Here is an 11988-nt window from a genome sequence, read left to right on the forward strand (position 1 = left end):
CATGGTCAGGCGGATGGTGGCGCTCATGCCGCACGCTCCAGGCGGTTGCGCGTGCGCTGCCACAGGACAATCAGCTGTTCGAAATTGGCGCGCACGGCGGCGATCAGGCCCGCATCGTCGAGTTCGCCAGCCAGCCAGCGGCGGCTCGGTTCCTGGAAGATGGTACGGCCGACCATGAAACCGCGGCAAGTCGTGCTGGCACTGGCCTGCTCAAAACTGTCGGCCAGGGCGGCGATGGGCGCGTTCAAGCCAAGTAATACGACGCCACGGCAATACGGATCGCGCTCGTGCACGAGGGCATCGATGGCTTGCCATTGCTGGGCCGACATGCTTTCCAGTTTCCACCATTCCGGGTAGATGCCGAGGTTGTACAGGCGCTTGACGGCGCGATACACGGTATCGTCGTGCTGGGGCAGCGACTTGGCAGGAATAATTTCCAGCAGCAATTCATGGCCCATGATTTGCGCGGCGTCGTACAAGCCCTTGATTTGCGCTTCCTGTTCCAGCCGGTTTTCCGGCGTATCGTCGGGATGCAGCTGCACCAGGCACTTGATCACGTGCTCCTTCGGCCACTGCGTCAAGCGCGACGCCAGCGAACGGCCCCAGTCGAACTGCAAGGGATTCGAGCCCGGCATCTCGACGGGACGGCCTATCCACCAGCCCCGTCCCGTCGCATCGTTGAGCGCATCGACGCCATAGCGGTCATCGATCAGCACGCCCGTGCCGCCCTGCAAGCCGCGCGCCGCTTCCGTCTGGCCCACGGCTTGCACGAACAGTTGCTTGAGCTTTGAAATCCGCGCTTCGTCGCTCACGCCCTGCTGGGCCAGCTCAAAGAATTGCGTGCGGTGATCGAACGCAAACACGCACAGCTCGTCCCATTGCTTGCGCGCCACCGTCGTGCGGTGCAGGCGCGACAAGGTGGCGTCCTGGTCCGGCTGCGTCAGTTTTGCCGCGTTGGCGAGGAAATAGTCGAGTTCCACGGGCGACGGCATGGCCGGCGCGCAGCCGTGGCGCGACACGACGAGGGCGCCGCAGCCATTCGCATAGCGGCAGCATGCCTCGTAATCCTCGCCGCGCAGCCAGCCTTTCAGGAAGCCCGACAGGAAGGCATCGCCCGCACCGAGCACGTTCAAGACTTCCACGCGCACGCCCTGATAGTTGAACGCCTCATCGAGACCGGCAGGAATGGCCGACTCGATGACGGCGCAGCCCAGCGGTCCACGCTTGACCACCAGGGTTGCACTACTCACCTTGCGCACGGCGCGCAGGGACGCCATGATATCAAGGCCGCCGCCGGCGATCATGAATTCCTCTTCCGTGCCGACGATCAGGTCGAACTGCGGCAAGATCGCCTGCAGGTGGCGCGTCACGCCTTCGTTCGAGACGAAACGCGTTTCGCCGTCCGCCTTTCCCGACAAGCCCCACAGCACGGGCCGGTAATCGATGTCGAGCACGGTGCGCACGTTGTTGGCGCGCGCCAATGTGAGTGCCTGGGTGCTGACGGCGTGCATGGCAGCGGTGGAGAAATGCGTGCCGGTGATCACCAGCGCCTTGCTCGAGGCAACGAAGGCCGCATCCACCGACGCGGCGTCGATGGCCATGTCGGCGCAATTTTCACGGTAAAAAATCAAGGGGAAGGTGTTTTTATCCTTGATACCCAGCATCACCAAAGCCGTCAGGCGGTCGCGGTCGATGCCCACGTGGCTGACGTCGCAGCCTTCCTTTGACAATGTGTCCGTCAAGAAACGGCCCATGTGGTCGTCGCCCACCTTCGACAGCATGGCCGATTTCAAGCCCAGACGAGCCGTGCCGAAGGCGATGTTCGCCGACGAGCCGCCCAGGTATTTGGCGAAACTGGTGACATCTTCCAGGGTACTGCCGATCTGCTGCGCATACAGGTCCACCGCCAGGCGGCCCAGGCAGATCACGTCGAGCGCGCGGCCCTGGGCAAATTCAGTCGTATTCTTCATGGCATTGTTTCCTTATGACAGTTGCACGATGCGCTGCTCGCGCCACGACACGGTGGCCGCTTCGGCCAGTTCCAGCGCTTTCAAGCCATCGTGGACGGTGGTGCGCAGCGCTGCGCCATGGGCAAAGGCGTCGAAAAAGTGCGCCATTTCGCTGGCGTAGGCGGCGCGGTAGCGTTCCAGGAAAAAGTCTTCCGGCTTGTCCACGCTGACGTTCACGGCGCCATAGGCCGTCACTTCCGTCGGCTTGTGGTTACCCGCCTGCAACATGCCGGCGCTGCCCAGCACTTCGAAACGCTGGTCGTAGCCGTAGGCGGCGCGGCGCGTGGTGTTGATCTGGCACAAACGTCCTTTTGCCGTGCGGATGGTCACGGCCGTGCAATCGAGATCGCCCGCCGCGCCGATGGCCGGATCGACCAGGCAGCTGCCCGTGGCGTGCACGCTGACGGCTTCATCGTCGAGTATCCAGCGGAAGATGTCGAAATCGTGGATCAGCATATCCTTGAAGATGCCGCCCGACACCTGGATATAGCTGACGGGCGGCGGGCCCGGATCGCGGCTGGTGACGATGAGCATCTCCGGCGTGCCGATCTCGCCCGCTGCGATGCGCTGCTTGACGGCGGCAAACGTGGGATCGTAGCGGCGCTGGAAGCCGATCATGCACAGCACTTTTGCCTCCTTGACGGCGGCGGCGGCGGCGCGCGCGCGCTCCAGGGTCAGGTCGACGGGCTTTTCGCAAAAGATGGCCTTGCCGGCGGCGGCCGCGCGCACGATCAGGTCCGCATGCGTATCCGTGCTCGACGCGATCAGCACGGCCTTGACTTCCGGGTCGGCCAGCACAGTGTCCACGCTGGCGACGCTGGCGCCATGCAGGGCAGCCACTTCCGCCGCCGCGCCCGCATGCACGTCGACCACGTATTTCAGGCGCACGCCGGGCTGGCGTACCAGATTGCCGGCGTGAATGCGGCCGATGCGCCCGGCGCCGAACAATGCCACTTGAATCATTTCCATCTCCTTGATAGTCGGTATTGCTTGGCCCGGAAATGCACACGTGTGCATTTCCGGGCTAAAAAAGTTAAAACAGGTGGATGACGCCCAGCATTACACCGCTGAGCTTGGCACCCTTCTTGGTGGTGGCGAAGGCATTGCCGCCAAACGTGTAGTTGGCGTTCTTGTCGTTATTCGTTTGCGTGTAGTAGGCATACACGGTGCTGCGCTTGGACAAGTAATACTCGTAGCCCAAAGTCGCCTGCTTGGCGCCGCTGTCGTCGCCGCGCACCAGGGTGGTGGCCTTGATGGTCACGCTGCTGCCGTTGGGCGCGCTGCCCGACACGTCGCCTGCCACGCCGAAACGGCCGATGAAGGCACCGCCGCCCGCCTTGTAGGCGCCCGTGATGGTGAAGTAGTCGCGCTGCAAGTCGCCGCCGGCCACGTCATACACCATGCGGTTCCAGGCCACGCCCACGTCGCCGCCGCCGAAGTTGTAATTGCCCACGGCACGGAACATCTTTTCGCTGAAGCCGGGACGCAAGTCCTTGTGCTTTTCATAGCCGACGGCGCCCTTCACGGGACCGTTTGCGTATTGCACGATGCCCGAATAGATGCGGTCGCCGTTCGATGCCTCGTTTTCGCTGGCGCGGTAAATCGTGGCGCTGAATCCCTGTACCACGGGCGTGCGATAGCTGACGGCATTCGAACTGCGGCGGTTGAAGCCTTCGCCGCCCAGCTGCGAAATGTTGGCGTCATCCTGGATGCCTTCGCCCACGAAACGGTTGGTGTAGCCGTTGATCTGGCGGATCGGCGTGGCGAAGCGGCCCAGCGCGATGCGGCCATAGGCGGGGTTTTCCAGCCCGACAAAGGTATCCTTGCTATTGATGGCGCCCGTGCCATCGTCGAGCTTGGCATTGCCCTCGATCTGGAAGAAGGCCGTGTTGCCATTGCCCAAGTCTTCTCTTCCCCGGAAGCCGATCTTCGAGGAATTGTCCGATACGCGCGACACCGACTCGCCATTCGGCGCCGTGGCCGAGCTCGACGTTTCGATACGGTCAAAGCCCGCGTGGATGCGGCCGTACACGACGACGCTCGATTCGGCCAGCACGCAGCCTGGCGCGGCCAGCAACAGTACGGCGGCGATCTTGTTCAACTGCATGGTGCTCTTTTTCATCCCGTTTTTCATTTTGTCTCCTGCTTGTTTTTATGCTGGTGGATTACTCATGATGCTCAACAGCGTGTTGCCACTACATGCGTCCCTCGCCGGACGCCTGCCCTCCCTTTCCAGTCAATGTGTTCAGGTACAGCGCGGCAAGGCCAGCGCCGCCAGTTGCGGATACAAGCGGGGGCCGCCCACCAGGATGGGGTTGCCCTTTTCCAGGCCGTTATCGGCGAGGAAATCATTGCAGCGCCCGCCCGCCTCGTTGACGAGCACGATGCCCGCCAGGCAATCCCAGGAATTGATGTGCGGCTCGAAATAGCCGATCAGGCGCCCGGCCGCCACGTAGGCGATCATCAGCGCGCCGGAACCGTTGCGGATGAACATGCCGCCCTCTTCCAGCACGTCGAGCAAAAAGGGCAAAAAGGTATCGGTGCCCACGCGGTGCGAAAAACCCACGCCCAGCACGCCGCCCTGCAGACTGGCCACGTCGTTCACGCGCAGCCGCGTTTCGCCCGCCTTCGCCGTCACATGCGCGCCTTGTCCCAGGCAGGCGTGGAACAGCTCGTCCGCATTCGGGTCGTACACGGCGCCGATGGCGGGCTGGCCGTCGACCAGCACGCCGATCGACACGCACCAGGCCAGCATGCCGTTGACGAAGCAGGCCGTGCCGTCGATGGGATCGATGACCCACACGCAGCGCGCGTCCGACGCCCCGCCGCCCCGCTCCTCGCCTACCACGGCGTCGTCAGGAAAACGCGCGGCGATTTGCGCGCGCACAAAATCTTCCACCATGCGATCGGCGATACTGACCATGTCCTGCAAGCCCTTTTCCTCGATCACCAGTTCCGTGCGGCGCTGGAACATGCCCAGTGCAATCTCGCCCGCCTGGCGGATGATGTGCCGGGCGTAGGCATAGCGTTCCAGGGTGGCTGCGTCGGCCAGTACCGCTGCCTGTGTCATATCTGTCATGCTTGTCCTCCAATGATGGCTGCGCCATGTTCGTGTACGGTCATGGCGACCGATGTGCCTTGCGTGAAAACCTGGCTCAAGTCGTGCGAGACGGCAAACAGTTCGCCGACCGGCGTCTCGAGCGTGTATTGCATTTCGCGTCCCAGGTAAGTGGCGCGCGCCACGCGCACCACCATGGCGCTGTCGGGCTGCGCGGGCGACAGCAGGATCGCTTCCGGACGCACGGCGAAACTCGCTTCGCCGCTGCGCTGGCTGCGGCATGGCAGGCGCAGCCGCAGCTTGCCCATGACGCAAACGGCCTTGCCGTCGGCCACCGATTCGATCACGCCATCGACGATGTTGGCGTTGCAGATGAAGTCGGCGACGAACTTGTCGGCCGGCGACTCGAACAGCTCGTGCGGCGTGCCCTTTTGCGCGATCACCTGGCGGTTCATGACGATGATCTGGTCGGAAATGGCCAGCGCCTCTTCCTGGTCATGCGTGACGTACACGGCCGTCAAGCCCAGCTTGACCTGGATGTCGCGGATCTCGTCGCGCACGCGGCGGCGCAGTTTCGTGTCCAGGTTCGACAGCGGCTCGTCCAGCAGCAAGACCTTGGGCTGCAGCACCAGCGAGCGGGCCACGGCCACGCGCTGCTGCTGGCCGCCCGACAACTCGTTGGGGAAGCGCGCGGCAAAGTCGGCCAGGCCCACCAGGCGCAGGCTTTCCTGCGCCCGTTCGATGGCGCGCGGCTTGGTCTCGCCCGAGACGGTCAAGCCGTAGCACACGTTGTCGAGCACCGTCATATGCGGAAACAGTGCATAACTCTGGAACACCATGCTGACGTCGCGCTCGGCGGCGGAGGTCAAGGTGACGTCCTCGCCGGCCAGCAGGATGCGCCCGGCGCTGACGCGCTCCAGGCCCGCGATCAGGCGCAGGGTGGACGTCTTGCCGCAGCCGCTGGGACCCAGCAGGGTGACCATGGTGCGCGGGGCGATCGTGAACGACACATCGTTCACGGCCAGGGCCTTGCCATAGCGCTTGGTAACACCGTCGAATTCCAGCGCGGCAAGCTCTGTTGCTTGGGTAGTAAAGTGGTTCATGCGTAGCTCTTTTCCAGGTTGGGAACGGCGGCCGGCAGCGTTTTTTCGGCGCTGACGCGGCGAAGGCGGCGCTTGCCGACCAGCAAATGGATCAATTGGATGCACAGCAGGATGATGACGATCAGCACCGTGGCATAGGCGATCGCCGTGCCGTAGTTGCCGTTCGACACCAGGCCGATGATGTAGGACGTGGCCATGTCGTAATCGGCGCTGACGAGGAAGACGACGGCCGAGATCGACGTGATCGAACGCACGAAGCCATACACGAGGGCCGAGGCGATAGCCGGGCGCAGCAGCGGCAGGATGACCTTGCGCATGGTGGTCCAGCTGCTGGCGCCCAGGGTGATCGACGCCTCGTCCAGACTGCCGTCGAGCTGACGCATGGCGGCGATGCCCGTGCGCAAGCCCATCGGCATATTGCGGAAGACAAAGCACAGGATCAGAATCGTCGCCGTGCCCGTCAGTTCGATCGGAGCCGAGTTGAACGCCAGGATGTAGCTGATGCCGATGACGGTGCCGGGAATGGCAAAGCTGAGCATGGTGCCGAACTCGAACGCGCTCTTCAGGGCGAATTGCTGGCGCACCAGCAGCCAGGCCGACAGGATGCCGACAAAGGCCGTCAAGGGCGCGGCGATGGCCGAAATCGTCAGCGTGGTGAACAGCGACGGCCAGGCCTGGCCCGTCCAGTGCCAGCCGGAAGCGCCCGCCGTGATGCCGAAGGCGTCGATGTAATGGCGCAAGGTGAAGGCATTGTCCTGGCCCCAGTTGTTCACGAAGCCGCCCGCCACCACGGTACCGTAGATCAGGGCCGTGAAGGCGAACCATGGTAAGGCGATGGTCCACAAGGTGGTTTTCAGGCGGGGATTGAGCGAGGCGTGGCCGCCGTGGTCGGCCTTGCCCGTCACCGTCACATACGATTTCTTGCCCAGCCACAGGTTCTGAATGAAGAAGGCGCCCACGGCAAAGGTCAGCAGCACGATGGCCAAAGTCGCCGCGCGGCCCTGGTCGTTCGAGGCGCCCACCACGGAAAAGAAGATTTCCGTCGACAGCACGTGGAAGTTGCCGCCCAAGACCATCGGGTTGCCGAAGTCGGCCATGCTTTCGATAAAGCACAGCAAGAAGGCATTGGCGATGCCGGGACGCATCAGCGGCAAGGAGACCTTGACGAAGGTTTGCCAGCTGCTCGCACCCAGGGTGCCCGACGCTTCTTCCAGCGAGGGGCTGACGCCTTCGACCACGCCGATCAATGTCATGAAGGCGATCGGCGCAAAGGCCAGCATCTGCGACAGCCACACGCCCGTCATGCCGTACAGCCAGCGGCTTTGCTCGACGCCAAACAGGTCGCCGACGAGGCCCGTGATGGCGCCGTTGCGGCCGAACAGCAAAATCAGGGCCAGGCCCAGCACGAACGGCGGCGTGACGATCGGCAAGATGGTGATGGCGCGCATGGGACGTACCCAGCGGCCGTTGGTGCGCGTCACCAGCAAGGCGAACACGAGACCGAGGAAGGTGGCCGACACGCCCGTCAGCAAGGCCAGCGCCAGGGTGTTCCAGGCCACGCCGCAGCGGCCGGGACCGGCCACGCAATTGAGGCTCCAGATGCCGGGGTCGGCCAGGCGGCGCGCCAGGGCGGCGGCGCCCGTGCCGCCATCGTCCATGGGCTGGCCGGCGCTGACGAGGATCAGCGCGACGGGGAACAGCACGAACAGGGAAATCAGGCAGATGATGAGGCCGATGGCGCCGGCCACGAAGGCGTCGCCGCGGCACACGCCGCAGGCGGCGGCGCCCGAGGTCAGCAGGAACAGCAGGCACAGCGCCAGCAGCAGCGCGCCGAAACCGAGGCCGGTGCCGGCGGCCAGCGGCCCCCAGCCCAGCCATGCCAGCCACAGCAAGCCGGCGCCGCCGAGGGCGATCTGGCCCAGGCCCAGGGTCTTGCGGTGGGGATTGCCGGCCACCAGCGCGGCGCTGGCGGCGATCAGGGCTAAGAACACGCCCAGCGGCCAGGCGCCGAACGACAGCACGTGCAGCACGGCCGGCGCGCCACGTTCACTGAAGAACTGGCCGTCGCGCAGCCATTCGCCGGCGAACAGTCCCGCTTCCTGCTGCTGCCAGGGCAACAGGCACAACGCTGCCAAAGCGGCCAGCAGCCAGCCGTAAAATATCTTTTTCATGAGGTCTCTATCCAGCTAAGTAGGCCTGCCGACATGGCCGTTGCGGCATACGGCAGGCTCGGTACGATGACAGTCTTTGCGCCTTAATTGCCGGCAGAATATATCTGTGTCGTCCAGCGTTGTAATAAGCGCTTGCGCGTGTCCGAGGCGCCGTACTTGGCGAAGTCGTAGTTGATGGTCTTGATGTTTTCCAGGCGCGGCGAGGCGGCGGGAATGGTGGCGGCCGTGTTCGATGGGATTTGGAAGGCCAGCGCTTTCACGGCTTCGCTCTGCACGTCGGGACGCAGGGCGAATTCATAGAATTTCTTTGCCTGTTCCATGTTTTTCGCGCCCTTGACGATGCTCATCGAGCCGATCTCGTAGCCCGTGCCTTCGCAGGGCGGCAAGACCTTCACGGGAAAGCCGGCCACGGTGAGTTTCATCAGGTCATGCATGAAGCCGATGGCCACGCCCGCTTCGCCGCGGCCTACGTCCTCGCCCGGCGCCACGCCCGCGTTCGGGTATTTGCTGACGTTCTGGCCCATTTTCGCCAGGAAATCGAAGGCTTCCTCTTCGCCGAACAGCTGCACCACGGTGGCCAGCGCGTTGTAGGCGGCGCCCGAGGAGTTCGGGTTGGCCATCTCGATCTCGCCCTTGTAGGCGGGCTTGACGAGGTCTTTCCAGCACTGGGGCGGCGGCAGGTTTTTCTTCTTCAGCACGTTTTCGTTGTAGGCCAGGCCCAGGATGCCGATGTAGATGCCGACGGTGCGGTATTTGGCCGTCTCGGCCTGCTTGAACGCCCACGGCTGCAGCTTGGGCAGGGTGGGCGACTTGTATTCTTCCGTATAGCCTTCGGCGGCGGCCTGCAGGTGCGGGTCGCCCGTGCCGCCCCACCAGATGTCCGATTTCGGGTTCGACGCTTCGGCGCGGATCTTCGCGTAGGCTTCCCCGGCGCTCTTCCTGATCATCGATACCTTGATCTTGCTTTCCGCCTCGAAGCGGTTCTTCATCAGCTGGCACCACTCCATGTCGGCCGAGCACAGCACGGACAGGCGTTCCTCGGCGGCCATGGCCGTCATCGGCAGGGCCAGGCTTATAGCAATCGCAACATTGCGCATCTTCATCGTCTCACTCCAAGTTCGTTGTCGTTGTGGTACTTCAGACCGCACCGCTATCTTGCGGTGTCACTGTCCCGGGATGTGCTTTTTAAGGCCTTGCACTGCATTGCACACGTGTGCACACCTTAACACCAGCCGATTTTGACTGTCAACAAGAATCTCGGCAGGCATGCGGCGTGGCGTTTTACCGACAAAAAAAGCCGCCAGCTGGTTGCAGCTGGCGGCTTTCGGGACCGGTGGGGTCAGAGGGGTGTTACTGCCAGGCTTCCTTGCCCGCGCGCGGCTTGCCCACCATCAGCAAGGCGCCCAGGGTCAGCACGGCCGCCAGCGACAGGTAATAGCCCACGTATTGCAGACCATAGTTGGTGGCCAGCCAGGTGGCGATGTACGGCGCCAGCGAGGCGCCCAGGATGCCGGCCAGGTTGAAGGTCAGCGAGGCGCCCGTGTAGCGCACTTCGGGCGGGAACAGTTCGGACAGCATGGTGCCCAGCGGTCCGTAGGTCATGCCCATCAAGCCCAGGCCGACGGCCATGAAGACGGTGACTTCCCACGTCACGCCCGAGCCGAACATGGGCGCGAGCACCAGGCCGAAGATGGCGATGGCGACGGAAACCCAGATCAGGGTGGCGCGGCGGCCGCGGCGATCGGCCAGCACGGCCGAAAACGGAATCGTCAGGGCAAAGAACAGCACGGCAAACAGCTGCACGACGAGGAATTCCTTGCGCGTGAAGCCCAGCTTGGTCGTACCCCAGCTCAGCGCGAACACCGTCATCAGGTAGAACAGCACGAACGTGGCCAGGGCGATGATGGTGCCCAGGAACAGCATGCGGCCATGCTGGCGGAACACGGTGGCCACGGGCAGCTTGACGACCTCGTTCTTGTCGATGACTTTCTGGAAATCCGGCGTTTCCGTGATCTTCAGGCGCACATACAGGCCGACGATGACCAGCAGCGCGCTGGCCAGGAACGGGATGCGCCAGCCGTAGCTGAAGAATTGCTCATCGGTCATGGTTTCGCTCAGCAGCAGGAAGATACCGCCCGACAGGAAGAAGCCGATCGGCGCGCCCAGCTGCGGGAACATGCCGTACCAGGCGCGTTTGCCCGGTGGCGCGTTTTCCGTGGCCAGCAGCACCGCGCCGCCCCACTCGCCGCCCAGGCCCAGGCCCTGGCCGAAACGGCACAGCGCCAGCAGCAGCGGCGCCAGGGTGCCGATGGCGGCGTAGGTCGGCAGCAAGCCGATGATGACGGTGGAGATACCCATGGTCAGCAAGGCCGCCACGAGGGTCGCCTTGCGGCCGATGCGGTCGCCGAAGTGACCGAACACGGCCGAGCCGATGGGGCGGGCAAAGAAGGCGATGGCGAACGTGGCCAGCGATTGCAGCACGGCGGCCGACGGGTCGCCGGCGGGGAAGAACAGTTTCGGGAACACCAGCACGGCGGCGGTGGCGTAGATATAAAAGTCAAAGAACTCGATGGTGGTGCCGATCAGGCTGGCGAACAGCACCGTGCCGGGGGAATTTTTCTTAGGGGGGGTGCTCATTTACTGCGCTCCTTGGGGAGGGTGTCTAAAGGCCATTCTCTGGATGTTTTTTCAGGCAGCAGCACAGCACGTTGTATAAAGTAACCGCCAGTAAATTATTGTTATTTCTGACTTCCATAAGCGGCGTGCTGCTGCGTTGGCAGCCGCTCGCAGTGCTCGCACTGCGTCGCGACAGCCGCCTTGCATCACATCCGCTTCTGTTCATCATAAATTTACAATAATTTCCCGACGATTACTTAGGCGCATTGTTCACCTATCATAGCTGTGCGCGGGCGCATTTGCTGCGAAATTGCTATTAAATTCGCAAACAAATTCCACGCCGCAACACGCCGTTGTTAACGGCAGACAACGGTGTACCAACGCGCGCTATCGCGCCGTGATCAGTGCTGATTTAGAGAAACAACGGTCGTGCGCCATCCGGTTACCCGGGGCACGGCAGGAAAGGCGTCAGGGGATGGGCGACGTGTATCAGGCCCGGCGTATCGCCAGGCATTCCGTACCAGACCCGCGCGTCGGCATCGCGGCATCGGTCATTTGTGGTGAATCCTTGCCTGCGGCCCCTCCGGGTGGAGCGGGCCGGCGATGATCGCGCTGCATCACGAAGGATGCGGTTGATCTTGCTGTAAGCGGCTTATGATACGCGCAGTGCTGCGGTGCGGCAAGAAATGATGCAAACCGCTTACGCCTCGATCAGGGAGAACGCCCTGGCAATCTCCGCGCTGTCGAGCGGACGCACGAGGCGCGCCACTTCCTGGCCATCCTTGAGAAAGATCAAGGTTGGCCACAGTTTCACCCGGAAGTAGCGCCCCAGCGCGCGGCCGGGGCCGTCTTCCACACGCAGGTGCGGCACCCCGGGATACCGCGCAAAGGCGGCGGCCAGCGGCGCCTGGGTGGCGCGGCAGTGGCCGCACCAGCCCGTGCCGAACTCCAGCAGGGCCGGCCCCGCCAGGGCGTCGATCTCGGCGCGCATGGGTTGTGCTACAGCATAAGTGTCGTTCATCATGCCCGTC

9 protein-coding genes are annotated in these 11988 nt (G+C 63.6%); all 9 read right to left on the minus strand.

What is annotated here, in order from left to right; translation table 11 throughout:
• Positions 1-23 precede the first annotated feature (23 nt).
• The gene (locus tag AC1RJW_RS09575; RefSeq protein ID WP_493044731.1) at positions 24-1970 is read right to left on the minus strand and encodes a bifunctional 5-dehydro-2-deoxygluconokinase/5-dehydro-2-deoxyphosphogluconate aldolase; all 1947 of its coding nucleotides are present in this window, start codon (positions 1968-1970) and stop codon (positions 24-26) included.
• A gap of 12 nt (positions 1971-1982) precedes the next feature.
• Positions 1983-2972 carry an inositol 2-dehydrogenase gene (gene iolG, locus AC1RJW_RS09580; protein WP_493044732.1) on the minus strand — a complete coding sequence of 330 codons (990 nt, stop codon included), beginning with the start codon at positions 2970-2972 and terminating at the stop codon, positions 1983-1985.
• Between the two features lie 70 nt (positions 2973-3042).
• Positions 3043-4143 (minus strand): porin, encoded by a 1101-nt coding sequence (locus tag AC1RJW_RS09585; protein WP_493044733.1) that lies wholly within the window; start codon positions 4141-4143, stop codon positions 3043-3045.
• 111 nt (positions 4144-4254) lie between these two features.
• On the minus strand, positions 4255-5088 hold the full coding sequence (locus AC1RJW_RS09590) for an inositol monophosphatase family protein (RefSeq protein WP_493044734.1): 834 nt from the start codon (positions 5086-5088) through the stop codon (positions 4255-4257).
• Positions 5085-6170 carry an ABC transporter ATP-binding protein gene (locus tag AC1RJW_RS09595; protein ID WP_070220974.1) on the minus strand — a complete coding sequence of 362 codons (1086 nt, stop codon included), beginning with the start codon at positions 6168-6170 and terminating at the stop codon, positions 5085-5087. The genes AC1RJW_RS09590 and AC1RJW_RS09595 overlap by 4 nt, the downstream gene beginning before the upstream one ends.
• Positions 6167-8341 (minus strand): ABC transporter permease, encoded by a 2175-nt coding sequence (locus AC1RJW_RS09600; RefSeq protein WP_493044735.1) that lies wholly within the window; start codon positions 8339-8341, stop codon positions 6167-6169. The genes AC1RJW_RS09595 and AC1RJW_RS09600 overlap by 4 nt, the downstream gene beginning before the upstream one ends.
• An 83-nt stretch (positions 8342-8424) precedes the next feature.
• The gene (locus AC1RJW_RS09605; RefSeq protein ID WP_493044736.1) at positions 8425-9444 is read right to left on the minus strand and encodes an ABC transporter substrate-binding protein; all 1020 of its coding nucleotides are present in this window, start codon (positions 9442-9444) and stop codon (positions 8425-8427) included.
• Positions 9445-9691: 247 nt separating this feature from the next.
• Positions 9692-10978, minus strand: a complete 1287-nt coding sequence (locus AC1RJW_RS09610; protein WP_070290424.1) for an MFS transporter — start codon at positions 10976-10978, stop codon at positions 9692-9694.
• Positions 10979-11657: 679 nt separating this feature from the next.
• Entirely contained in the window at positions 11658-11981 is a 324-nt protein-coding gene (locus AC1RJW_RS09615; RefSeq protein ID WP_493044737.1) for a thioredoxin family protein, read from the minus strand.
• Positions 11982-11988: the final 7 nt, after the last annotated feature.

The sequence above is a fragment of the Janthinobacterium sp. GW822-FHT07A03 genome, from assembly GCF_058798815.1.